The following is a 23,495-nucleotide window of genomic DNA, read 5'->3' as shown; positions in this document are numbered from 1 at the left end:
ATCCCTCAAAGACGATGAGGTAGATAGGTTCGGGGTGGAAGCGTGGCGACACGTGCAGCTGACGAATACTAATCGATCGAGGACTTAACCAAATATGAATTTGCATACATCAATGTCTTTTATCCAGTTTTGAGTGAACAAGCACTCATTGTCTAGTGATGATGGAGAAGAGGTCACACCCGTTCCCATACCGAACACGGAAGTTAAGCTCTTCATCGCCGATGGTAGTTGGGGGTTTCCCCCTGTGAGAGTAGGACGTCGCTAGGCACTATAAAAAGTCGTTACCGAGTATTCGGTAGCGGCTTTTTTTTATGTGAAAAATAGTATTAACAGATTTAATCCAAGTAACGACAAAAGTATTCTATTGTGAAGTTGGACTACTTGATTGATTAATTAATTGACCTATCTCACATAGAGGTAACTCCTTATTGCGAGAATTGCGAGATTTGGTCTCGGGTATGAGTGAACTGGTCTCGGCACCAGTTAAATTAGTCTTGAGTTTGGTAGAACTAGTCTCGGGTAGAGCACAATTGGTCTCGAAGAACCATTTATAACTAACTATGTATAATAATTTAAATTGATTTAATAACTCTAGATTGTTTTATTGATTAACTATCCAGTCTTATATACAGATGATCTGAATTGTATCCAAATTAATTGAATGCTCATTTAAATGAATTATGCTTGAAGTAATTTCTATACATTTTACAACTAGCCTTATTTTAAACTAAATAATTCTAGATTGCTTTTACTTGCTGAATTACATAGAAAGATCCAAAATATGAAGTATGAATGCGAAAAAAGGAGGTAAACTGTGGTTGTAATATTAGCAGTAGATGATGATGTACATACGTTAGATTTAATATCAATTTATTTATCGAAGACAGGCTACCATGTCATAAAAGCAACGAATGGAATAGAAGGCTTATCCTTAATTGAAAAGGAAGTACCTGATTTAGCGATAGTCGATGTAATGATGCCGGAAATGGATGGCTTAACACTAACCAGACTCATTCGTGAGCGATATGACATTCCTGTATTATTACTAACTGCGAAAGGACGATTAGAAGATAAAGAAAAAGGCTATTTAGCGGGTTCTGACGATTATTTAGTAAAACCATTTGAGCCAAAAGAATTGCTATTTCGTATACGAGCAATTCTAAGAAGATTTGATAAAACAAGTGACGCCAACATACAAGTTGGAAATATGTTAATTAATAGAAAGAGTTTTGAGGTGCAAGTTGGAGAGGAGCTTTTAGTTCTACCTTTAAAAGAATTTGAATTACTTTCGAAACTAGCATCCAAGCCGAATCAGGTATTTACACGTGACCAATTAATAGAAGCAGTATGGGGAATTGATTTCGGGGGAGACGAACAAACATTAAGTGTGCATATTAAACGGATACGGGAACGATTTTCTAAAATGAAAGTAGATAGTCAAATTACTACAGTTCGTGGAATCGGTTATAAGTTAGAAGGAACCCGTGTATGAAAACTTTGTATAGCAAATTTTTATGGATGACACTTCTCATTATGTTTGCAAGTGGGACAATTGGATTTATGATTGTGAATACATTTTATCATCAAAATTTAAAAGAAAAAAATGATGCGAAAAATGTATTAATTGCTGAATCAATTGTCCAACTCATTGAATCATCTCATATAAAGAATCTAGAGCCTCTTCTACGAATGATTGGTGATACAGGGTATCAAATATATATCCAAAGTGAAGATGGCAAAGAGAGCACTTATGGTGGCGATTTCCGAGTTAAGACTATTAGTGATTCTGTAGTAGAAAGTGTTTTGAATGGAAAAACTTATCATGGGATGCGTGAGTTTCCAAAAGAAACGTTTATTACGGGTTTTTTTTCTAATGAGTTAACTAATACGGTTGGGGTACCATTCACATTTGAAAATAAAAAGTATGCGCTTTTTCAAAGACCTAATATTAAATTCCTTTTTAATGAGATCCATTTACTATTAGGGGGTCTTGCTGGAGCTATGATTGTTATTAGTGTGATCGCAATGTTAATCGTAGCAAAGAAAATGATCGATCCATTAACCAAATTAACGATTGCGACAAATAAAATTGCAAATGAAGATTTCCAAGTACCGATACCAGTTTATCAGCGAGATGAAATTGGCCAATTAGCAGATAGCTTTCGAAATATGGCGAAGCAACTGGAAGCTAGTGATCGCTACAAAAAAGAATTTATCTCCAGGGTGTCGCATGACTTTCAAACGCCTTTATTAAATATACAGGGCTATGCTACTTTACTTGAAAGCCAGAAGTTAAATGAAGAGGAGCATTTGAAATACACATCGATCATTCAAAAAGAAGCGAAGCGTTTATCCAGTGTAATGAAGCAATTGTTAGTTCTTACTTCATTTGATCAAGCAAATAATCGCACAAAGAAAGAAACTTATCACTTAGACGAACAATTAAAACAAGTTATTCAGAAGTTTCGATGGTTAGTGAATGAAAAAGATATTTCTATTAATTTGCAACTAAAAAACGTAGAAATATTAGGAGAAAGAGAGATGTTGGAGTATGTTTGGGAAAATCTCCTTTCAAATGCGATTAAATACAACTATTCCCCTGGTGAGATACAAGTTTCACTGATAGAATCGGGGGAGTATGTGTTTGTTACGATACAAGACACAGGAATTGGTAATAAAAACACAGATTATGAGCAATGGACAGAGCATTTTTATCGAGAAGATACTGCACGTTCCACACAAATCGAGGGAAGTGGACTTGGCCTGGCGATTGTAAAAGAGGTTATAGAGTCGCATAACGGGGTACTATCATTTGATAATGTAGAGCCTCATGGAACAAAAGCAATTGTCCGATTAAATAAGCTGTAAATATTCGTTCATCTTCAACTCATATAGTTACCCCTATAAGTAAAAGCGGATAAAGTGATAAAAATAATGCTGAGGACATCTGTTAGATGTCCTCAGTTTTACTTTGGTTGTATAAACTTTGTGATAAAGTAATCTATAGACATCTTCGAATAGATATTGAGATGAGGGGGAAAAAACAGGATGGCAGAAAAGCGTATCAGGTTGGATGGGGGATTTCATAATGATATATTTCATCTTGAGGAGGAGGGAAAAGTAGTTAGGATTTCTAATAAAAAGAAGACAAAAGAAATGGTTTTGCAGGAAATCGAATGGATGAATTTTTTACATGAACATGGAGTCGCTATGTCGAAGCCAGAAATGACTGTAGGGTATGAAGATGGAAGAGTAAAAACGTATTTTGAATTTACTAAGGGCGATGAAATGGATGTTACCAATGAACTTCATTGGAATGTAAAGACATTTGAACTGTGGGGAAGGGTATTAGGAAGGATGCATGCTCTATCCAAACAATATAAGGTTGATGAAATAAATAGGCCTGTATGGACAGTTGAAAATCCAGATGTATTTGGTATAAGAGAAGGTTCACTTCCTTGGATAAGAGAGAACTACGACCATTTAATGATAAAACTATGTACATACAAGTATTCGCCGGATACATTTGGATTGATTCATAATGATTTTCATCAGGGTAATCTAATCATTACAAATGATACTATAACTACGATTGACTTCGATGAATGTTCTTATAATTGGTATGCTCAAGATATTGCGGTTTCATTCTATCATGCACACTGGCAACATAATGCTTACAATAGCAATGCAGATAATTTCAATGAGACTTTTATGGGTCATTTCTTTATGGGGTATCAATCAGAAAATCTACTTCATGAGGATACTATTAAACAAATTCCTATCTTCCTAAAGCTGAGAGAGATTTTTTTATATCAATTATTTATTCGCAAGTGGGATTTGTCCAACTTAGAAGAATGGCAGAAGTATACATTGCAAGATTTAGAGAAAAAAATACAGAACAATGTACCGTACGCAGGAATTCTAGATTTTTCAATTTTTATGTAATACTTATTTTGGGCAGGTCAAGGATAAACACTAGCCACCAAACAAAAGGATCGTGGAGTGAGCTAGTCACTTCACGATCCTTTTGAATTCTCATGGTAATAGTGGTGGCTGATATAGGCCAAAGCACCATAGAAGAGTGTTCTGAAATGGTATATCGTTTTAGTTTTTTTATTAACTAATGTGTTTGGCGTTTTTTACTTTTCAAAATACTAGCGACTGTTGGTATACACATGCCAAGTAAAATAACGACAATACCAATAATTTGTAATCCTGAAAGAGCCTCACTTAAGACTAAAACCGAAACGATAACAGCTACTGGTAACTCCATTGCACTTAAAATAGATGACATAGCGCCTCCCACTTTTGGTACCGCAATTACAAACAAGTAAATCGGAGCAATAATGCCGAGTAAGCCAAGAGCCAATCCGTAGAACAGAAGTGGTTCAGTAAAAAGTTTTCCGTTCCATACAATTTCAGGTGTTTGGAAGAAAGCAATCATTACAGCAGCGATAAAAGAAACAAATAATAGACGAGTCGTCGTATTCATTCCTTCCACTTGCTTCGTGTTAACATTCATATTAATTGAGAAAGATACCGCTGCAGCAAATCCATATACCCAGCCTCTCCAGTCAATTCCACTTAAATCGACATCAAGAACACCGGCAGCTAAGATGGTTCCGATAAATAAAATAATAAGTGAAATAACTTCTGGTCTCGTTGGTAACCGTTTTCGTAAAATACAATCGATTAGCGTACCAACCCATGTAAATTGAAATAACATAACGACTGCTAAAGAAGCCGGTAGATAGATAAGTGCCTGTCCATAAACAATTCCTGTTGTAGCAGTAAAGATACCTGCTAAGGAAATAATTTTAAATCCCCCGTGTAAACGTGGAAGCTTTCGTTGTGTCACTAAATATATAACTAAAGCTAAAAGAAAACCTACAATATACTGACTCGAGACGGCTTCAGAAGCTGTATAACCATCTCTAATTGCAAGTTTCACCATTGTCGATAAAGTACCATAACAGCTTGCTGCAAAAACAACCATAAGGGGATAAATCCATAATTTCATAAAAATTCTCCTTTAATCGGCGTGAACCGTCTTCACCATATGATGAAAGGTCTGACCAATAATTGTCCAAGGACATACAGTACCAAATCCTAGCCGATTATACAAGCGAATTGCAGAATCTTTTTCTGTTTCTACATTTAAGGAGAGTTTTCCGCCACCAAAATTTTTCACTAACTGTTCTGCATATGTTAAAAGTTTTGTACCAATACCATGTCCTCGAAATGTAGGATCAACTACTACTGTATCTATATACCATTCCCCAGGTAATGTTTCTGAATCGATTTTGATTGGAGAACCTTTTTTATTCGAAAGATATTTCTCTAAGTTCGCATCTAGTATTACCGCTTCCTCTGCAGAATAAAACACAAGGACTCCCGCAACTTTTCCTTCCATTTCCGCGATATACGTATGTAAATAGGAATGTCGATTGTCTGTCTTAGTAAATAATTGGACAAATTCTTTCGTGATTTCTGTTTCTTCTGTTTCGCCTGTCATTTGCATCGAGATGTCCCCGATGGCTTCCATAATAAGTGGAACTGCTTCGGTTGCGTCTTCTTTTCGTGCATTTCTAATAAATATCTCCATTTTTATTCACCTTCCAACGTTTTATTATAACATAACCATGTTAACTGTTTATTATTTCACCTCCAAGAGAACCAAAAAACTTAATAAATATTTTTTATTTTTTTGAAACTTTTCTGTTCTATATGTAGTAGAATAGAATTAACAAAACAAAGGGGGAGTTACAATGGATTTTGAATCAATACCGTGGATGCTCGTATTACCACTAATTATTATTCAATTTATTTTAATGGTCGTTGGTATTATTGATTTAATACGGGTAAGAAGTACAAATGGGCCAAAATGGTTGTGGGCAATTATTATTATTTTGGGGAATTTGATTGGACCAATTATTTACTTTATTGTTGGGAGAAAAAATGAATGAAAACATTACTTCATATACAGGGACTAACAAAAGAATATGGAAATGAAAAAGCGGTAAACAATATAACCTTTTCGTTAAATAAAAACACAGCAACTGCATTAATCGGACCGAATGGTGCGGGGAAAACAACCACTTTGTCTATGCTTGCAGGACTTTTAAAACAAACGAATGGAACTATTGAAATGGATGGGGAAATAACAGGGGATTTCCGAAAAGTAATAGGATTCCTTCCTCAGTATCCTCAATTTTATTCATGGCTAACTGCACTTGAATTTACAGAGATGGCTGCGAGGTTGAGTGGAGTAGATACTAAAATTGCAAAATTAGAATCAGAAAAGACGCTTGAATTTGTAGGGCTCGAAAATGCTAAAAAGAAAAAGATAGGTACATTTTCAGGAGGAATGAAACAAAGGTTGGGCCTAGCACAAGCAATTGTTCATAAGCCAGCTTTGCTTTTACTAGATGAACCAGTGTCTGCTCTAGATCCAATTGGCAGAAGAGAAATTATGAATTTATTGAAAGAATTGCAGGCAACAACCACTATTTTGTATTCTACCCACATTTTAAATGATGCGGAAGAAATGACGGATCAATTATTGTTCTTAAGAAATGGGCAGTTAGTTGAACAAGGCTCTTTGAAAGAAGTGCGTGAAAAGTATGCTAATCCTGTTTACAAAATGTATTTTTCTACTAGTGATGAAGCGGCTAAATTTGTAGGAAACTCACCTTGGTCAGCAAGACAAGAAGGCTCAATTGCTTTTATTCATATAGAAGACGCAAAACCGGAGATGAACGAAATATTGCATACACTTGCGAACAGCAATTTAAACTTGTCGAAAGTAGAACGGGCATCTGCTAGTTTAGAAGAAATATTTTTACAGGTGGTGAATAAAGGATGAGTAATTTTTCTGTTTTATTCCAAAAAGAGTGGCGTGAAAATGTACGGAATTTTAAAATCCTTTGGATTCCTTTAGTGTTTATACTATTTGGTATTTCAGAGCCATTAATGAATTATTATTTACCTCAAATATTAAGTACAGTAGGTAATATGCCAGAGGGAACAGTTCTTCAGTTCCCTGAACTAACCCCAGAACAGGTAGTTATGTCAACGATTAGTCAATATCAGTTTATTGGAATGCTCGTCGTAGTACTTGGATTTGCTGGAATAGTTGCAAGGGAGCGAAAAAATGGCACAGCAACGCTTCTATACGTTCGACCAATACGATACTCCAGTTATGTGTATAGTAAATTAGTTATCATGTGCATCCTGGTAATTGGTAGCGTGGTACTTGGGTTATTAGCAAATTTATTTTATACGTATGTCCTTTTTGGAACAGTCGATGCAAGTCTGTTTTTGGGATTCCTAGGAACTTATATTTTATGGCTATTATTTGTCATTAGTATTATTTTGTTTTCAAGTGCAGCATTTTCGACAGGAATTGCTTCTGCTGTTTCTCTTTTTCTTGTGTTATTTGTGCAAATTATTGATGCTTTAATTGGGAAATATTGGACTATATTTCCTTGGAAGCTTCCAATGTATGCAGGGTTAATATTAAATGATAGTATCGATATGAAGCCATTTATTTGGAGTATGAGTATTACTCTAATAGCAATAGTCGCACTTCTTGCGGGAGCAATTTATTTTGCTAAAAAGAATGTTTCGAAGTCGAAGATATAACTTAATTTAGCGGATTTGAACAAAGCCAATACACTACACCAAGGTGAAATCGAGGTTAGAAGAGATGACAGCTCGCAATTCAGATCGATTTATAACAGCTTATAATCGAATAGACCAATTGATGAAGGAAATAATAGGGTCCCAGGATCATCTTGCCTTTTTTCGATTAATTGACATTGCGAAAAAAAAGAATGCGGTTATTAGAAGATATGAGGCAGATCTGCGCGAATACGGCGATCTAAGAAACGCTATTGTTCATCATCGTACCTCAACGGAGTATGCTATTGCAGAGCCACATGAAGATGTGGTATTAAAAATGGAAGAGATAGAAGTTGCTCTTACTAAACCCATAACTGTTGGGAATATGTTTCAAACGAAAGTAACGACATTTCAAAGAACAGATACTTTGAGTTATGCATTGAAAGTGATTAAGGACAAAAAATATAATCAGTTCCCCGTGTATGATGGAATGGAGTTCAAAGGCCTTATCACACCAGTGGGAATTACAACGTGGCTCGCAAGTACAGTAGATTCGGAATCCTTTTCTAGAAAAAAGACAACATTAGGCGAGATACTTGCTCATGAAAATAGTAAAGAAAACCATCAATTTATTGAACAACATGCGTCTGTGTATGAAGCATTGGAAATTTTTAAAAATGGTATAACTAGGGGAAGGCGTTTGGAAGCCCTTCTCATAACTGAAGATGGAAAGCCTAATGTGAAACTAATAGGTATTGTTACTCCTATGAGTATGATGAGGATAAAATAATAGTATAAACTTTTCCGTAAAAGGACTATTCTCAAGAGTTTTCAAGTAAAATGGAGAAGAAACATATTGTGGGAAAAGGGGATTTATTATGGAATCAAATGAATCGGTACAAACACAAGAATATCAAAATAACGTTGTTCATAAAACAGCAAGTGAAATGTCAATAGGCGAGTGGCTAATCACGATGCTTATTATGATCATACCAATCGTAAACATCGTAATGCTCTTTGTTTGGGGTTTTGGAAATGCAGATCCTCGACGCAATTATGCACGAGCATCACTTATATGGATGGCAATTAGTATTGTCTTGATCATTATTTTTTATGGTGCTATGTTTGCGTTATTCTATAACATTATGAATTATAATTACTAAAATTATTTCCCTGGAAATAACAATTATCGACATTAAAAAGTATTTCTGTAGTTATCTACAGAAATACTTTTTATTTTCGTGGAAAATAAAACATCTTGATATAATAATGTAAAAGGAGCTGTTTCTTATGAAAATTGCATTATTTGGAGCGACGGGTCGTGTAGGAAAAAACATCCTGTCATTATTACTTGAAAATAATGACGAAGTAACAGCACTCGTGAGAACTCCAGAAAAGCTCCAACCACATCCTAATTTAACCTTAATACAAGGGGATGCAAGAGTATTTTCTGATGTAGAAAAAACACTAGAAGGTGCAGATGCAGTCATGAGTACTCTGGGGACTGATCAAACGACTGTATTAACAGATGCGTTAGAACATATTATTTCTATTATGGAGAAACAAAAAATCAAACGAGTCGTCACTATTGGGACGGCTGGTATTTTAACGAGTCGTGTAAATCAAAATCTTCTTCGTTATGAGTCATCTGAATCAAAACGTAAATCAAATGTTGCAGCGAAAGAACATCATAAAGTATATGAAATGTTAAAAGAATCGACATTAGACTGGACAATTGTTTGTCCGACTTATTTGCCTAGTGGTGTTGCAACGAAAGCCTATATCATCGAACGAGATAAGTTGCCTGTTGGGGCTACAAAAAGTACAACTGGAGATACTGCTTTATTTGCGTTTAATGAACTTATTGAAAGTAAATATATTGGTTATCGAGTTGGAATTATGAGTCCAGAATGAGATCTATAATTTAGGAGAAAATAAATGAAAAAGTGGATAGTAGTAATAATAGTGATAACTGCAATACTATATACCGGAAATAAGACTATTAAAACAACTGAGATTACAGTGGAGTCAAATAAAATCCCTGCTAGTTTTAATGGGTTGAAGATTGTGCAAATTTCCGATTTACATGATGCAACATTTGGAAAACATCAATCAAAGCTTGTAAAGAAAGTGAAGGATGAAAAGCCAGATTTAATTTTTATAACAGGAGATTTAATAGATAGTAACCGATATGATTTAAAAAATAGTTTAGAAGTAGTAGAGCAAATTGTATCATTTGCTCCTATTTATTATGTGACAGGTAATCATGAAATCGCTACTAATGATGTGGATCATATTAAAACAGAGCTTTCTAACTTAGGTGTAAATGTATTATCAAATAAAGAGCAGATAATAGAAAAAAATGGCGAGAGAATTCGGATAATTGGAATTGAGGATCCATTAAGCGGAGTATCTGTCGAAGATGCTCTCAGTAAGTTTAAGAAAACAGAAGATTTTACTTTAGTACTTTCTCATCGACCTGAAACCTTTCAAGATTATGTAGAGAATAGATTAGATGTTGTTTTTTCAGGGCATGCACATGGTGGTCAGTTTCGTATCCCGGGTTTGGGAGGGTTAGTAGCACCAGGACAAGGGTTATTTCCAAAGTATACGGCAGGTTTGTATGAAGAGAAGGATACGAAAATGATTGTAAGTAGAGGTCTTGGAAATAGTGTTATTCCTTTGAGAGTATTCAATACACCTGAGCTAGTAGTTGTAGTCTTACACGCTAAATAAGAAATGCTCTCCGCGCTGCAGACAGACGCTTTCCAGGGGGTAAGCATCAGGCCATCTCCTCAAAATTCCTTTGTTTACATTTGGGCAAGTGTAAGTAGAAAAAAATAGTTAGCTTCCATGATAAAGAAGTGCTGTGCGGACGAAACTGTATTTTCGTTCACTTTTAAAAGAGTAGGACAGCATCTTATCTTTCGTTATCCAATCCACATGCATCATGTCATGACAAATTCCAAGAGGTCGACGCCAAACATCTGCCACAATATTACCGGAAAAAATGGATCGTAAAGTGACGCAGTCACTTCATGATCCATAACTCTTACGGTAATAGTGTAGACTAAGCACTCAGGAAATAGTGAAGACTATAGGCATTTAAAGTGCGCTTAATGCTTTTCCTATCATCAATCTTTATGGTCATTGTGGAAATGTTCTTTGGCTTCTCCGATCTTTTCTTGAGCTTCGCCTTTTAATTTATCGAATTTACCTTTCGCTTCTAACTTTGTATCGCCAGTTGCATTACCAATTTGATCTTTTGTTTCACCTTTTGCTTTGTTTACTGCTCCTTTTACTTTGTCAGATAATCCACTCAATCAAATTCCTCCTCTAAATTATTGTTCTAGTATTTATTTACCCTTTTGAGGAGTTATGAAACTTATTCTATAATTTTAAACTGCTTAAGCATGGAGTTGAATCTTGCTCCATGACCTTCCGATGCTTCTAGGAAGTACTTTTCTGTTATAACAAAGCTTCCGCCATTTTTATTATCAATCACGTATACATTTGTAACAGGGCTATTCCATTTGGAGCCGCTAATGCCATGCAACATAAAGCCTTCTACTGGCTCTGTAACGAATTCGGTTTCCGAAATCTTGGTATATTCAGCAGCAAGTTTTGTTTCCAAAGTGTCGACCATTTCTTGTGGCGATATATTTTTAAATTGCTCAATAGTCATGGAAACTTCCGGGTATTTTTCTTCGAGAAGTTCCTTTGTTGTAACTACATCTAATTTTTCGCCTCTCGCGAATTTGTATCTCTCTTCATCAATATAAATAACATATTCCGCCTCTTTCCCTTCTTGAAGAATTACATCTGTTATTTCATTATTACCTTCAACATTTTGTGTAATTTGTTTATGCGGAACAAAGATATCTCTAGTTTTTTTAATTAATGCTATTCCTTCATCTGTTTGAGTGCTAAAAAACATCAATCCAGCACCTAAAATTATTATAAAAGGGAAAATGATTACGTACTTTTTTTGTATCTCCCTTTTGTGCATGTGCATTGTTCCCTCCTTTACAGAATTACTATTATAATTTATGTATATCCTTTTCACCTTTAGAAAACTGGGGAAAATAAAAAAACTGCTTAAAGTTTTACTTTAAGCAGAATGAAAACTTATTTAAACCAACCTTTTTCTTTAAATCGTGCAATCGCCTCGATTCGGTTGCCTACATCTAATTTATCTAGTATGACAGAAATATAGTTACGGACAGTTCCAGTAGTAATGTAGAGCTCACTTGCAATTTCTTTAGTGTTTTTTCCATCTGCAATCAACTCAAGCACTTGACTCTCTCGGTCGGTTAATGGATTATCCCCTTCATATGCAATATCAACTAATTCGGGAGCATAAATACGTCTACCGTCCATAATAATACGAATCGAATTAGCAAGCTCTTCACTAGGACTATCCTTCAGTAAATACCCACTTACATCAGCTTTTCGAGCGCGTTCAAAATAGCCCGATCTAGCAAAAGTAGTTAAGATAATGACTTTGCATTTTTCATCTTTTAATTCATCTGCAGCATCTAACCCACTTTTTACAGGCATTTCGATGTCCATAATACAAATATCAGGTTGCAACTGATGGATTAACTGAAGAGCTTCCTCTCCGTTATTAGCTTTTCCGACAACCTCCATATCCTCTTCTAAATCTAGAAGTGAACCAAGGGCACCAAGCACCATTCTTTGATCTTCTGCTATCACAATTCGAATCATTCATTATTCCTCCTGTCTCGTCTGTTGAATTACATTAGGCACGCAAATATTAAGGGTCGTTCCATTATTAAGTTGAATATCTAAACTACCATTTACAAATTCTAATCGTTCTTTAATTCCTCGAAGGCCATGGCTGTTGGACCAATCCTTTTTCAAATCTAAACCAATACCATTATCATGTACTTTGAGTAAGGTTTCCTTCGCAGATTGTTTGATCGAAATAGAACAAAAAGTAGCGTTACTATGTTTTACAACGTTTGTTATAGCTTCTTTTAAGCACATACTTAGTACGTTTTCTACGAGCAGAGGGGTTCTAACTAGTTTAGGAGTACCGCTCATTTTATAAGTAATTTGTGCTGCAAGAAGAATTTGTTTCACACGAAATAGTTCATCCTCTAGCTTGGTACCTCTCATATTAGTTACAAGTTCACGGACTTCTTTTAAGACAGATCGAGCTGTTTGATTTATATCATTGATTTCATTTTTGGCAGCTTCCGGATTTAATTCGATTAGTCTACTAGCTAAATCACTTTTTAGCCCAATAAGGGAAAGTTTCTGTCCAAGAGTATCGTGTAAATCACGTGCAATACGTTCTCTTTCTTCTATAATCATATATTGGGAAATTCGCTTTTGGGCATCCTCTAACTGTCCTTCTAATACTTCTCGTTTGTTTCGGTTATATGTGTTAAATGGCAATAAAATAACCCCAATTAAACAAATGATTAGGTAAGGTAAATGGGAGAGGAAAAGGTTCATTTGTGTAAAGAAACCAATGATGACTGCTACAATCATTGCTACCAAATGAATACTATAAATTACAAAAAAGCTCGCTCGTTGCTGAATATTTCCGATAAAAAAAGATAAAAAGATGGAGAAATAGATATATCCATACAAAAAAGTCATCGTTACACTGATGGAGATTTCTACAAAAACAAATATAAAAAGAAGCAACCCCTTGGAAGTAAAGGAAAAACGATAAACAACAAAAAATAATAGCAATAAGATTAAACCAATAATAATTTCAAATAAGCTAGAAGATTTGAAAATAAAGAAGAAAGGAAAAACACAAAAAATAATCCACGCATAAATGCTCAACCACGGATATTTAGGGAAGATTTGATACCATTTTGTCAATTACTACACCTCTACTTTGGTTGTACTCTATTTATCCTATTATATAGAAAAAAAACCATTCCTGTCTAAATAGGAATGGTTTTTCGTGAAGTTTATTTTCCTTCAAGACTTGTACTTTTAGCATTAATTTTTACCGCACGTTTAGAATTCTTAATTAAATGCTTAATCTCTTTAAAGCTTACAAAGTTTTTGTTTTTATCGTCAAATAAGCGGAAGTGAATAGATTGTAAGCTAGTTCGTAGATTAATAGTCGTTGCCTTTTGTAAAGGCGGAGTTGATTCATGCGCTTTTTCCAAATTGTAATTTGGAACTCTTGGGCTTAAATGATGCACATGGTGAAAACCAATATTACCAGTTAACCATTGTAGTACTATCGGTAACTTGTAATATGAACTTCCTTCAACCGCAGCTTTTACATAATCCCATTCAGATTCATCTTCAAAATAAGAATCTTCAAATTGATGCTGCACGTAGAATAACCAAATACCAAATGAACCAGCGACGAAAAGAATCGTACCTTGAATGATTAAAAATGCTTGCCATCCAATTAACCAAATCATAAGTGAATAAAGAACAACAATTGAAACGTTTATTAAATAAGTATTGTTACGTTCTTTTGCACGAGCATCTTTACGATTAACTCGATTAGTTACTAAATACAATAAGGCTGGCCCTAAACCGAACATAACAATTGGATTACGATACAATCGATAAGAAAGTCGTTTAATCGGGGAAGCTTGTACATATTCTTCCACAGTCATCATCCATATATCGCCGACACCACGTTTATCTAAATTTCCACTTGAAGCATGGTGGATATTATGTTCACGTTTCCATTTTTCATAAGCAAACATTGTAATGATTCCAGTAACGGTACCTGTAATACTATTTGCTTTCTTATTTTTAAAGAAAGATCCGTGAGTACAATCATGAAATATAATGAAAATACGAACGACAAATCCTGCAGCGACGATTGATAGAGCAACTGTCAACCAAACCGATATATCTAAGCTTAAGTAAGCTAAGAACCAAAGGATAAAGAATGGTGGTATCGTATTTATAATTTGAAAAATACTCTTTTTCAACTCGGAGTTTTCAAATGGTTTTATTTTTTTTCGCAATTCAAGTGTTTTTTCTCTACTCACTATGTTATTCCTCCTAAAAAGAACTATTACCATAACTATAAAGAGAAGCTGATTTTAGGAGTAGGCATAAACGTCAAGTCATAAACATGACAAGTGTCATATAGGTCGTTTAGTACGTAAGCAATAATAGGTCTCGAATTTGAAACAAATATTGCCTAGATGATTGCCCCTAGGAGCGGAGATCAACCTTTTATGTAATAGTAATGAAAAATACCATGAATACTGGGTTAAAATGGCACATTTATATACTTTCTTGTCTTTAAAAAAAGCTGACCGAAAATCGGCCAGCTACTAATATTTATTAGCGATCACGTTTTAATAAACGCAATGTTTCATCAAATTCTTTCTCGATTTCAGCGTTTGGTTTGTATGTTAGTAAACTAACAAGAACAGTTACAATTAAACAAAGAATGAAACCAGGAACGATTTCGTATAATTTAGTTGAAAGAGACTCAATAGAACCCCAGATTACAACAGTTATAGCTCATACAACCATTCCAGATAAAGCACCAGCTGAAGTAATTTTTCTCCAGTAAAGAGAAAGTAAAATTACTGGACCAAATGCTGCTCCGAAACCTGCCCATGCAAACGATACTAACTTTAAGATTGTTTTATGTTCACTCCAAGCTAGAACTGCAGCAATTACAGAAACTAGAAGTACAGCAATACGGCCATAATTTACATATGTTCGATCAGATGCATCCGTTTTAATAATTGCTTTGTATAAATCTTCGATTAATGCTGAAGAAGTTACGATTAGTTGAGAAGAAATTGTACTCATAATTGCTGCTAAAACTGCTGCAAGTACTAGTCCGGCGATAAACGGATGGAAAATGATTTGTCCTAGAGCGATAAATACTGCTTCAGGACTTGTTAAAGTGACACCAGGATTTTGCTTAAAGTAAGCAACACCGACTAACGCAGTGGTAATTGCTCCACCTAAACTTAAAATCATCCACCCGATGCCAATACGACGTGCTTGTTTTGTTTCTTTTACAGAATTTATTGCCATAAAGCGAACGATAATATGAGGCTGACCAAAGTATCCAAGACCCCAAGCTGCTGTAGAAATAACACCTAGGAAAGTGGTACCTGCGAAAAGACTTAGATGTTTTAGATCTACGGATTTAATTGTATCAACTGTTTCTCCCAATCCACCTGTCAAAAATACTCCGAAAATAGGTACACATATTAATGCAAGGAACATTAAAAGACCTTGAAGGAAATCTGTATAACTAACCGCCAAAAATCCTCCAAAAAGTGTGTATGCCACAACTACTGCAGATACAACTAAAAGACCTGTGTGATAATCAAGTCCAAAAGAGCTCTCAAAGAATACGCCACCTGCTACCATACCTGAAGATACGTAAAACGTGAAAAATAATAAAATAATGAGACCTGAAGCTATACGTAATAAACGAGATGATTGTTTTAAACGACTTTCTAAATAACTTGGGATTGTAATAGAATCATTGGACACTTGTGTATACACACGTAGTCTTGGGGCAACGAATAACCAGTTTAAATACGCTCCAATTGTAAGACCAATTGCAATCCAAGCTTGTCCCATCCCGGAAAGATAAATCGCTCCAGGTAACCCCATTAATAACCAGCCAGACATATCAGCAGCTCCTGCACTTAATGCAGTAACAGCTGGACCAAGTGAACGTCCACCTAACATGTAATCCGTTAAATTCGCAGTTTTTTTATACGAATACCAACCGATAACTAGCATTGCGACCATATAGATAACTATGGCAGTAAGTTGATAAGTTTCTGATGACATAACCATCCTCCTCCCATATTTATCATATCATTCCAAACAAAGAAATGCATTAATTATTCTGACAATTGTTTTTTGGCGACTCTCTAATGATAAAATAGTGTTATCAGATTACGAAAGGGGCTTTTCCATTGAAACTTTTTCATACCGCAGATTGGCATTTAGGAAAACTCGTGCAAGGTGTATATATGACGGGAGAACAACGCTTTGTGTTAAATCAGTTTTTGGAAGCAATTGATATAGAAAAGCCAGATGCAGTTATTATTTCTGGTGATCTGTATGATCGTGCAGTTCCTCCGACAGAAGCTGTGAACTTATTAGATGAAATACTAGATGAAATCGTATTAAAGCGAAATACACCTGTATTAAGTATTGCTGGAAATCACGATAGTCCGGGACGTCTAAATTTTGGCAGTATGCTAATGAAAGAAACAGGATTACATTTAGTAGGTCAATTAAATAAACAATTAAAACCCGTTATATTAAAAGATGAATTTGGAGAAGTACATTTTCATTTAATCCCATACACAGATCCATCTCAAGTACGTCATCTCTTTGAGGATGAAACAGTGACTAATCACCAAGAAGCAATGAGAAGAATTGTAGAGGAAATCGAAAAAGAGCTAGATCCAACAAAAAGACATGTGTTAGTTGGACATGCATTTGTTACTCCACATGGTGAGCAGGAGGAAAACACGAGTGAATCTGAACGACCACTTGCTATTGGCGGGGCAGAGTATGTGGAAGCTGGGTTGTTTAAACACTTTCACTACACGGCACTTGGACATCTTCATCAAGCACATTTTGTATTGAATGAAACGATACGGTATGCAGGCTCACCATTGAAATATTCCATTTCGGAAGAACATCATAAAAAAGGTTTTTATATAGTCGATTTAGATAAGGTAGGAAATGTCATCATTGAAAAACGATTACTGACACCTAATCGTGATATGCGAACAGTGGAAGGCTATATGCAAGACATCTTACAACAGCCATTAAGTGAAGATTTTGTGTTTGTAAAGTTACTCGATGAAACGCCGGTTCTATCACCAATGGAGCAAGTAAGAACTGTATATCCAAATGCGATGCATGTTGAACGAAAGGCATTTCATCCCACTGCTTTGTCAGGAGAAAAGGAACAATTAAGTCGCCGGAAAACGGATGATTTTACGTTATTCCAAGCATTTTATGCGGAAGTTAGCGGAAAAGAGCCGACTGAAGAGACGGAAAGATTGTTTAAAGAAGTATTAGAGAATTTAATGATAGAAGAACGTGAGGGAGGGATCAAAGCATGAAGCCACTTCAGCTAAAAATGACTGCGTTTGGTCCGTACAAATCAACTGAAACAATTGACTTTACAGAGTTACAGCAAAATCGATTATTCGTTATTTCAGGTGCAACTGGGGCGGGAAAAACGACTATATTTGATGGGATATGCTTTGCATTATATGGATATGGGAGCGGAGAAGATCGAAAAGACACAAAAATGATGCGTAGTGATTTTGCAACGGATGAGATTCATACATCTGTGGAACTAACATTTGAAATGCATGGTCGTGTGTACCGGATTTTACGACAACTTTCTCATATCAAAAAAGGAAACAAAAGCGCAACAGGAGAAAGATACGAATTTTTTGAAATAGTGGATTCAGGGGAAACACCAGTTGTGGATAGACAAATCGTATCCGAAATAAACAAAAAAGTAGAAGAAATTATTGGACTAACGCAAGATCAATTTAGCCAAATAGTAATGCTTCCTCAAGGTGAATTTAGAAAACTACTAACTTCTCAAACGGAAAACAAAGAAGCTATTTTACGTAAAATTTTCAAGACAGAGCCTTATAAAATGTTTAACGAGAGATTGAAGGATAAAAAGCTCATTGCAGAAGCTGAGTTGAAAAAAGAAGAGTTAGCTCGAAATAGTTACACAGAGCAAATACTTGCTTCATTTCCTATTCGAGAGTCTAGCGTATTTGAATTGATTGAGTCCAGTAGTTTTAATACGTATCAGCTAGTAGAAGCATTAAAAGAAGAAACCATTTTTTACAAAGATAAGATACAAACAGATGAGATTGCTTACAACGAAGCATATGATAAACACGCAACCAAACTTGCAACTTATCATGAAGCGAAAGCGGTAAATCACCGTTTTATAGAGTTGGAAGAAAAAGAACAAAGACTGAAAAACCTCTTAGAACAAGCAACGGAATATGCCGACAAGCAAAAGAGACTAGAAGCGGCAGAACGAGCGAGTACGATAGAAACAGTGGAAGGTTATTATGCAGAATCGAAGCAAGAAGCCAAAGATAAATCTGAGCTGCATAAAATGGCGAAAACAAAAGTTATAGTAGCAGAAGAAACGGTTAAAAAAGTGGAAATTGCTTATACAATTGAAGCTAATAGAAAAGAAGCTCGGGAAAAAAGTGTCGAGACCCTTACGCAGTTAAAGACATTACTACCATTATTTGAAGAACTAGAAACAAAAAGAATAGAAATGACTGGTTTAGAAATGAGAACCGAAGAATTAAACAATGAAGTAATAACAAGAACGAACCTATTCTTAGAAGAAAAAAAGAAATGTACATCCTTAAAAGAAGCAATAGAAATGCTAGAAGAACAGGTAGAACCTTTAGACAACCAAGTTCAGCAGCTTTCTTATTTGCAAGAAAAACATAATTTTATACAAGAATTAATAATGACTGAGAAGCATGTACAAGGCTTAATATTAGAAGAAGCGAAACGAAATACCATTTTTCAAGAAATGCTACGAGTTTATAAAGAAGAAGAAAATAAATGGATGAATAACCAAGCAAGCATCCTTGCTTCCAAACTTGTAGCAGGAGAAGCTTGCCCGGTTTGCGGAAGTAAGGAACATAAAAGAGAAGGTTCGGAAATACAAGCTCATGCTGTAAATCAAGAAGATATGCAAAATATAAAAAGTCAGTTAAATAAGCAAGAATCAAGTTTCTTAAAAGCTCGTTCCCAAAGAGAAACTGCACAAGAAACGCTAGATATGATGCAAGTACGGATTGAGGAACTCCAATTATCTATTGAGGAAGTTGATCTTCTTAAAAGAGATGTAGAAGAACTTGAACAAGAAGTAAGTAGACTTCGATTTGAAAAAGACAGGCTAGTCAGCTTACGAGCACCATATAAAGAAAGCGTCCTAAATTTAGAAAAGTCGGAGCAGAATAAAAAGAAAGCGGAGAATTCCTATCAACTACAAAAAAGCTTGTTAGAGCAAGCAAAAGCAGTTTATGAATCTAAAAAAGCATCCATTCCAGCAAACATATCGACATTACAAGAACTTAGAGATCAAATAAAAGATGCAAAAGAGTATAAAGAACAGTTAGAAAATAGTTGGGATCAAGTACAAAAAGAACAAAAGTCTGCGACAGAAGCTTTTACAAAAGCACTATTTACGCTAGAGCATGCTGCAGAAGGAGCACAAGAAGCCCAGGAGAAAAGAGAAAAAGCGTATGTACAATTGATAGAGGCATTAAAAAAAGCAGGATTCGATACTATAGAGTTGTTCATTGAGGCAAAAATGCCTGAACTTAAACGAGAAACTTTAAAGGAGCAGTGCAATCTATACTTCCAAACACTTCATACCCTTAAAGAGCAAGTAAAAGAAGCACAGGAGCAGCTTATTAGTAAAACAAAAGTGGAATTAGCTCCAATAGCGGAAGAGTTGGTTAAACTAAAAGTTGCCTATGAAGAAGCATTTCATATGATGAACAGCTCTAAGGGATATGAAAAAGCAGGGCTTGAATTAGAAGAAAAAATTACATCTTCAAGTTCTCGAATTTCTAAATTAGAGCAGCAATTAAGTCTAATTATTGATTTGTATGACATGCTTAGAGGTCAAAACCATTCTAAAATATCGTTTGAACGGTATGTGCAAATCGAATATTTAGAACAAATTGTACAAGCAGCCAATGAACGACTCAAGCATTTATCAGGTGGACAGTATTATTTAATAAGAAGTGAACGGCAAGAAACACATGGTAAACAAAGTGGTCTTGGCCTAGATGTATACGACGCTTACACTGGTCAAATGAGAGACGTGAAATCACTATCTGGTGGTGAAAAGTTCAACGCATCTCTATGTCTTGCACTTGGAATGGCAGACGTCATTCAAAGTTTCCAAGGAAGCATTCGAATTGATACGATGTTTATAGATGAGGGCTTCGGTTCCTTGGATGAAGAATCTCTAAATAAAGCAATTGATACATTAATTGATTTACAAAAATCAGGTAGGATGATTGGCGTAATATCTCATGTATCGGAGTTGAAGGCAGCAATACCTGCAATTTTGGAAGTAGAGAAACTAAAAGCAGGTTATAGTAAGACGAAATTTGTTATTAAGTGAATGAATTTCATAATTAAAAGTTAGATTATAAAACACGAACAATATTAAAGTGAAATATGAGAATATGTATAATATACTCTTCATAAATTAGCATGATTTCCGCTGCAGGAGGACGCTTTCTGCCTGTGAGCGATGAGCCATCACCGCCTGCCGATCCAATCAATAAAATAATTATTATTTGTGTTTTCATATATGAAATTAACTCAAGTAATAGAATTCTTTCAAAGTCTAAAGAAAAATTGAGAGTATTCATTAATAAACGCAGAACATATATCCTAGGACTCTATTAAAAGAACACCTTGTCTGCACAAATTCAAGAAGGTAAACATTCGCAATAAGATTACAGAAAAAAGAGGAGCAGGAAGTGACGATATCTCTTCCTGCTCCTCTCGTATTCTAATGATCAGCACACTTAGAACAACAAGATGCGCTAAAGGGAGCTCGGGCTTTTCTTTATATAATTTTGAAGTGATGCTAAAAAGTCTTCTTCATTGTCAACATCAAGCATGTTAAAGCCAGAATCACCTTCAGAGTCTAAGATTGAAGGATCTGAACCATGTTCATAAAGAAGATATGCCATATTATAATTTTCGTTATATAATGCAGCGGTTAGTGCATTCGAATAATCATCGGATGTGTTTGGGTTAGCCCCCGCATCTAACAATAACTCTACAATAGAATCATCGTTATCGTATACTGCCCAAAGAAGTGCGGTAGTTTTCTCTGAATCTTGTTCCTCTAAATTTACCCCATTAAGGATAAGCTCTTTTACTTTCTTCTCATCTGCATCTGAAACTGCTTCCATTAAAGGAGTTTGTGAGGTGTCTGAAAAGTAAGAGTCTCCTGTAAATGTTTCTCCTAAAATGTTTCCGGAGAATAAATTTGCATAGGTGAATATCCCAGTAGTAAAAAGAACAACTGCTGCAATGTACACTGTAAAGAAAATTCCCAGTAATGCACCTATACCTAGTGCAATTTTTGTTGAGTTTGAATAATACTTAGGTGTTCCTTCTATTTGCATGAAGTTACCTACTGCTTGTATTCTCTTGGGTAAAAGCGGGTGGCTTGATAGTACCTCACCCAACCAAACTGCGACATTCGATTCGGTATGTATTTGTTCTAAATAGGCATCCTCATTTACTTCTTTGTAAAGCTTTTTCCCAACACCGAGAATTGTAAGTGCTTTTTTTGCTGCTACCCCATTTTGTATATAGTAAGCTGCTTCAGTGTCACAAGTATATTCGCATGAACGGCTATATGCTTGAGAAAGAAATGGAATAAATTGTGCAGGTGCGATTAATATACTTTTCCATACATGCCTACGTTTCACATGAGAAAGCTCATGAGCAATGATAAAATCTAATTCTGCTTCTCCATGTTGTCTAGCAAGCTCGAATACTTCTGAATAAATGACAACCATGTTTCTTCCAAGAAACCTTGTTGCAAATGCATTAAATGCACCTTCAGAATGAATTACAAATACATCTGGAACTTTCTTTAACCCCATTTTAGAAGACAAATCTACTACTCGCTCATATACATCTGGAAACTGCTTCTCACTAATACGTATCCCATTACCACGGATAGAACCTAGCATAATGGCATTTGCATATAATAGTACGACTAAAATTATTAATAGAATAGCAATTCCAAATAAAGAAGCGACAGCGAATATGTACAATAGTACACTAAAAATAATGCTCAATATAAAATAGAGCATCTCTCTATTAGATCTTAACTCTTTAGATGACAATAGTAGTTTCCCCCTCTTGAAATACTTAATTAATCTAACAAATGGTGTGATAGCAGTCAACACAAAATATTCATGACTTTCACACATTTCACCTATTTTACATATTATTTTTACAAGAGGTGGTGAAAAATGCGCGATGAAAAAGGGGTCATACGTTATGATCCTTATGAAACGGAACAACAGGAATGGAAGAAACAACAAGTAAAAGAACGGGCAAAACAACTACTAACGATCATCTCTCCAATATTCATTCTGTTACTATGGGAAGTCTGTTCTAGAACCGGTATTCTTGATATTCGATTTTTCCCTCCACCTTCAGCTATAATATCTACATTTTTCGATCTAGCAGCTACCGGATTGTTATGGACCCATATATCGGTATCTTTATATAGAATTGCAGTAGGCTTTTTATTAGGCGTGATCCCAGGAGTAATCATTGGTTTATTAATGGGGTTGTATGCACCAATTAGACATTTTATCTCTCCTATTGTTATGGCTTTCATGCCAATACCTACCCTGGCTCTAATGCCAATCATTATTATTCTTTTCGGAATTGGTGACTTTTCAAAAGTAGTAACGATTGCAGGTAGCGTATTTTTCCCAGTTGTCATTAATACTGTTGCTGGTGTATTAAATATTGAAAAAGTACATCTAGATGTAGCAAAAAATTACGGAGCAAGTCCAAATGATTTTTTCTTTAAAATAGCTTTGCCTGGTGCCCTCCCTGTAATGCTAGAAGGAATTCAGATGGGGCAGGCGATTGCATTACTCACAATTGTTGCTGCAGAAATGATGGGAGCAACTTCAGGAATTGGGTATTTAATATGGACTTCTTATAAAGCATTTATGTTAAAGGAAATGTTTGTTGGTTTAGTACTCATTTCATCCTTTGGTTTTCTGTTTTCCCTTTTGTTACGTGGGCTGCAAAAGAAAATCGTCCCATGGAGGTGAGTA

21 protein-coding genes, 2 rRNA genes and 1 pseudogene are annotated in these 23,495 nt (G+C 35.3%); 15 read left to right on the top strand and 9 right to left on the bottom strand.

Features of this window, described 5'->3' with window-relative positions; all coding sequences use genetic code 11:
• The 5 genes from ACFVR1_RS10710 to ACFVR1_RS10690 form a co-directional block, all read left to right on the top strand.
• Positions 1-92 (top strand): 23S ribosomal RNA (locus tag ACFVR1_RS10710); the annotation flags it as partial.
• A gap of 59 nt (positions 93-151) precedes the next feature.
• Positions 152-267: ribosomal RNA gene (rrf, locus tag ACFVR1_RS10705) — 5S ribosomal RNA — on the top strand.
• Positions 268-814: 547 nt separating this feature from the next.
• Positions 815-1,492, top strand: coding sequence for a response regulator transcription factor (locus ACFVR1_RS10700; protein WP_387583907.1), 678 nt, complete (start codon positions 815-817; stop codon positions 1,490-1,492).
• Positions 1,489-2,868 carry a sensor histidine kinase gene (locus ACFVR1_RS10695; protein WP_387583905.1) on the top strand — a complete coding sequence of 460 codons (1,380 nt, stop codon included), beginning with the start codon at positions 1,489-1,491 and terminating at the stop codon, positions 2,866-2,868. The genes ACFVR1_RS10700 and ACFVR1_RS10695 overlap by 4 nt, the downstream gene beginning before the upstream one ends.
• A 180-nt stretch (positions 2,869-3,048) precedes the next feature.
• Positions 3,049-3,945, top strand: a complete 897-nt coding sequence (locus tag ACFVR1_RS10690; RefSeq protein ID WP_387583904.1) for a phosphotransferase enzyme family protein — start codon at positions 3,049-3,051, stop codon at positions 3,943-3,945.
• 175 nt (positions 3,946-4,120) lie between these two features.
• On the opposite strand, the gene ACFVR1_RS10685 is transcribed toward ACFVR1_RS10690, so the two are convergent.
• The gene (locus ACFVR1_RS10685; RefSeq protein ID WP_387583903.1) at positions 4,121-5,020 is read right to left on the bottom strand and encodes an EamA family transporter; all 900 of its coding nucleotides are present in this window, start codon (positions 5,018-5,020) and stop codon (positions 4,121-4,123) included.
• A gap of 12 nt (positions 5,021-5,032) precedes the next feature.
• Positions 5,033-5,605 (bottom strand): GNAT family N-acetyltransferase, encoded by a 573-nt coding sequence (locus ACFVR1_RS10680; RefSeq protein ID WP_387583901.1) that lies wholly within the window; start codon positions 5,603-5,605, stop codon positions 5,033-5,035.
• A 163-nt stretch (positions 5,606-5,768) separates the two neighbouring features.
• Between ACFVR1_RS10680 and ACFVR1_RS10675 the strand changes: the two genes are divergently transcribed.
• The 7 genes from ACFVR1_RS10675 to ACFVR1_RS10645 all read left to right on the top strand — a co-directional run bounded on the left by ACFVR1_RS10675 (position 5,769) and on the right by ACFVR1_RS10645 (position 10,359).
• On the top strand, positions 5,769-5,966 hold the full coding sequence (locus ACFVR1_RS10675) for a PLDc N-terminal domain-containing protein (RefSeq protein WP_387583900.1): 198 nt from the start codon (positions 5,769-5,771) through the stop codon (positions 5,964-5,966).
• Positions 5,963-6,865 carry an ABC transporter ATP-binding protein gene (locus tag ACFVR1_RS10670; protein WP_387583898.1) on the top strand — a complete coding sequence of 301 codons (903 nt, stop codon included), beginning with the start codon at positions 5,963-5,965 and terminating at the stop codon, positions 6,863-6,865. The genes ACFVR1_RS10675 and ACFVR1_RS10670 overlap by 4 nt, the downstream gene beginning before the upstream one ends.
• The gene (locus ACFVR1_RS10665; protein WP_387583896.1) at positions 6,862-7,644 is read left to right on the top strand and encodes an ABC transporter permease; all 783 of its coding nucleotides are present in this window, start codon (positions 6,862-6,864) and stop codon (positions 7,642-7,644) included. The genes ACFVR1_RS10670 and ACFVR1_RS10665 overlap by 4 nt, the downstream gene beginning before the upstream one ends.
• 64 nt (positions 7,645-7,708) lie before the next feature.
• Complete coding sequence (locus ACFVR1_RS10660; RefSeq protein ID WP_387583894.1) at positions 7,709-8,413, top strand: CBS domain-containing protein; 705 nt, start codon at positions 7,709-7,711, stop codon at positions 8,411-8,413.
• An 88-nt stretch (positions 8,414-8,501) separates the two neighbouring features.
• The gene (locus ACFVR1_RS10655; RefSeq protein ID WP_387583893.1) at positions 8,502-8,786 is read left to right on the top strand and encodes a hypothetical protein; all 285 of its coding nucleotides are present in this window, start codon (positions 8,502-8,504) and stop codon (positions 8,784-8,786) included.
• A gap of 127 nt (positions 8,787-8,913) precedes the next feature.
• Complete coding sequence (locus ACFVR1_RS10650) at positions 8,914-9,537, top strand: NAD(P)-dependent oxidoreductase (RefSeq protein ID WP_387583892.1); 624 nt, start codon at positions 8,914-8,916, stop codon at positions 9,535-9,537.
• Positions 9,538-9,561: 24 nt separating this feature from the next.
• Positions 9,562-10,359, top strand: coding sequence for a metallophosphoesterase (locus tag ACFVR1_RS10645; protein ID WP_387583890.1), 798 nt, complete (start codon positions 9,562-9,564; stop codon positions 10,357-10,359).
• A 398-nt stretch (positions 10,360-10,757) separates the two neighbouring features.
• Here the strand turns inward: ACFVR1_RS10645 and ACFVR1_RS10640 are convergent, their stop codons facing one another.
• The 6 genes and pseudogenes from ACFVR1_RS10640 to putP all read right to left on the bottom strand — a co-directional run bounded on the left by ACFVR1_RS10640 (position 10,758) and on the right by putP (position 16,416).
• Positions 10,758-10,946, bottom strand: a complete 189-nt coding sequence (locus ACFVR1_RS10640; protein WP_387583888.1) for a CsbD family protein — start codon at positions 10,944-10,946, stop codon at positions 10,758-10,760.
• A gap of 62 nt (positions 10,947-11,008) precedes the next feature.
• Entirely contained in the window at positions 11,009-11,632 is a 624-nt protein-coding gene (locus ACFVR1_RS10635) for a hypothetical protein (RefSeq protein WP_387583886.1), read from the bottom strand.
• A 119-nt stretch (positions 11,633-11,751) separates the two neighbouring features.
• On the bottom strand, positions 11,752-12,351 hold the full coding sequence (locus ACFVR1_RS10630; protein WP_387583884.1) for a response regulator: 600 nt from the start codon (positions 12,349-12,351) through the stop codon (positions 11,752-11,754).
• Positions 12,352-12,354: 3 nt separating this feature from the next.
• A complete protein-coding gene (locus ACFVR1_RS10625) occupies positions 12,355-13,485 on the bottom strand; it encodes a sensor histidine kinase (protein WP_387583882.1) in 1,131 nt (376 codons plus the stop codon).
• 92 nt (positions 13,486-13,577) lie between these two features.
• Positions 13,578-14,630, bottom strand: a complete 1,053-nt coding sequence (gene desA, locus ACFVR1_RS10620; protein ID WP_387583880.1) for a Delta(5) desaturase DesA — start codon at positions 14,628-14,630, stop codon at positions 13,578-13,580.
• Positions 14,631-14,931: 301 nt separating this feature from the next.
• Positions 14,932-16,416 (bottom strand): annotated as a pseudogene (gene putP / locus ACFVR1_RS10615) (sodium/proline symporter PutP).
• A 128-nt stretch (positions 16,417-16,544) separates the two neighbouring features.
• Here putP and ACFVR1_RS10610 point away from each other — a divergent pair.
• Together ACFVR1_RS10610 and ACFVR1_RS10605 are read left to right on the top strand one after the other, a co-directional pair.
• Positions 16,545-17,711 (top strand): exonuclease SbcCD subunit D, encoded by a 1,167-nt coding sequence (locus ACFVR1_RS10610; protein WP_387583879.1) that lies wholly within the window; start codon positions 16,545-16,547, stop codon positions 17,709-17,711.
• Positions 17,708-20,788, top strand: coding sequence for an AAA family ATPase (locus ACFVR1_RS10605; RefSeq protein ID WP_387583878.1), 3,081 nt, complete (start codon positions 17,708-17,710; stop codon positions 20,786-20,788). Before ACFVR1_RS10610 ends, ACFVR1_RS10605 begins: the two co-directional genes overlap by 4 nt.
• A gap of 430 nt (positions 20,789-21,218) precedes the next feature.
• Here ACFVR1_RS10605 and ACFVR1_RS10600 read toward each other — a convergent pair whose 3' ends face one another.
• A complete protein-coding gene (locus tag ACFVR1_RS10600; protein WP_387583877.1) occupies positions 21,219-22,541 on the bottom strand; it encodes a M48 family metallopeptidase in 1,323 nt (440 codons plus the stop codon).
• Positions 22,542-22,670: 129 nt separating this feature from the next.
• Here ACFVR1_RS10600 and ACFVR1_RS10595 point away from each other — a divergent pair, with 129 nt between their 5' ends.
• Positions 22,671-23,492 (top strand): ABC transporter permease, encoded by an 822-nt coding sequence (locus ACFVR1_RS10595; RefSeq protein ID WP_387583875.1) that lies wholly within the window; start codon positions 22,671-22,673, stop codon positions 23,490-23,492.
• Positions 23,493-23,495 lie beyond the last annotated feature (3 nt).

Origin of the sequence: Psychrobacillus sp. NPDC058041, assembly GCF_042885655.1 — a bacterium.
Lineage (GTDB): Bacteria > Bacillota > Bacilli > Bacillales_A > Planococcaceae > Psychrobacillus.
This window is presented reverse-complemented; position numbering and strand designations above follow the sequence as displayed.

Bases quoted from the DNA above. Each gene is read 5' to 3' on its own strand.
- ACFVR1_RS10650 (WP_387583892.1), top strand. From the start codon at position 8,914: ATGAAAATTGCATTATTTGGAGCGACGGGTCGTGTAGGAAAAAACATC.
- ACFVR1_RS10690 (WP_387583904.1), top strand. From the start codon at position 3,049: ATGGCAGAAAAGCGTATCAGGTTGGATGGGGGATTTCATAATGATATA.
- ACFVR1_RS10595 (WP_387583875.1), top strand. From the start codon at position 22,671: ATGCGCGATGAAAAAGGGGTCATACGTTATGATCCTTATGAAACGGAA.
- ACFVR1_RS10665 (WP_387583896.1), top strand. From the start codon at position 6,862: ATGAGTAATTTTTCTGTTTTATTCCAAAAAGAGTGGCGTGAAAATGTA.
- ACFVR1_RS10675 (WP_387583900.1), top strand. From the start codon at position 5,769: ATGGATTTTGAATCAATACCGTGGATGCTCGTATTACCACTAATTATT.
- ACFVR1_RS10695 (WP_387583905.1), top strand. From the start codon at position 1,489: ATGAAAACTTTGTATAGCAAATTTTTATGGATGACACTTCTCATTATG.
- ACFVR1_RS10645 (WP_387583890.1), top strand. From the start codon at position 9,562: ATGAAAAAGTGGATAGTAGTAATAATAGTGATAACTGCAATACTATAT.
- ACFVR1_RS10635 (WP_387583886.1), bottom strand. From the start codon at position 11,632: ATGCACAAAAGGGAGATACAAAAAAAGTACGTAATCATTTTCCCTTTT.
- ACFVR1_RS10685 (WP_387583903.1), bottom strand. From the start codon at position 5,020: ATGAAATTATGGATTTATCCCCTTATGGTTGTTTTTGCAGCAAGCTGT.
- ACFVR1_RS10660 (WP_387583894.1), top strand. From the start codon at position 7,709: ATGACAGCTCGCAATTCAGATCGATTTATAACAGCTTATAATCGAATA.
- ACFVR1_RS10605 (WP_387583878.1), top strand. From the start codon at position 17,708: ATGAAGCCACTTCAGCTAAAAATGACTGCGTTTGGTCCGTACAAATCA.
- ACFVR1_RS10655 (WP_387583893.1), top strand. From the start codon at position 8,502: ATGGAATCAAATGAATCGGTACAAACACAAGAATATCAAAATAACGTT.
- ACFVR1_RS10670 (WP_387583898.1), top strand. From the start codon at position 5,963: ATGAAAACATTACTTCATATACAGGGACTAACAAAAGAATATGGAAAT.
- ACFVR1_RS10680 (WP_387583901.1), bottom strand. From the start codon at position 5,605: ATGGAGATATTTATTAGAAATGCACGAAAAGAAGACGCAACCGAAGCA.
- ACFVR1_RS10630 (WP_387583884.1), bottom strand. From the start codon at position 12,351: ATGATTCGAATTGTGATAGCAGAAGATCAAAGAATGGTGCTTGGTGCC.